Origin of the sequence: Rhodanobacter thiooxydans LCS2, assembly GCF_000264375.1 — a bacterium.
Classification (GTDB): Bacteria; Pseudomonadota; Gammaproteobacteria; order Xanthomonadales; family Rhodanobacteraceae; genus Rhodanobacter; species Rhodanobacter thiooxydans.
The window spans coordinates 1-269 of record NZ_AJXW01000177.1; the positions used below are offsets into that span (position 1 = coordinate 1).

A 269-nucleotide genomic window follows, 5' to 3' on the forward strand; every position below is an offset into this window, starting at 1 on the left:
CTGCAGCACGCTGCCGAGCATGGCGTTACCGAGCACGCCGAGCGTGAATACATGCACCAGCGCCAGCGTGGCCGGGCTCCAGCGCATGCGCAGCGCCGTGTCGCCATCGACGATCAGCAGCACGCCGGCCAGCATGCCCCAGCATGGCGCGCCGAGCAGGAAGCGCCGTGGCAGCGAAGGCGTCGGGGCCTGTTCAAGCCGAAGCTGCGTCATCGCCGTCCGGGCAGCGGATCAGCACGCGCGCTCCGCCGGTCGGCAAGGCAAACGCC

1 pseudogene is annotated in these 269 nt (G+C 71.0%); it reads right to left on the bottom strand.

Going from position 1 to position 269, the window contains the following annotated elements:
- A pseudogene (locus UUA_RS19090) lies at positions 1-213 on the bottom strand (hypothetical protein); the annotation flags it as partial.
- Positions 214-269: the final 56 nt, after the last annotated feature.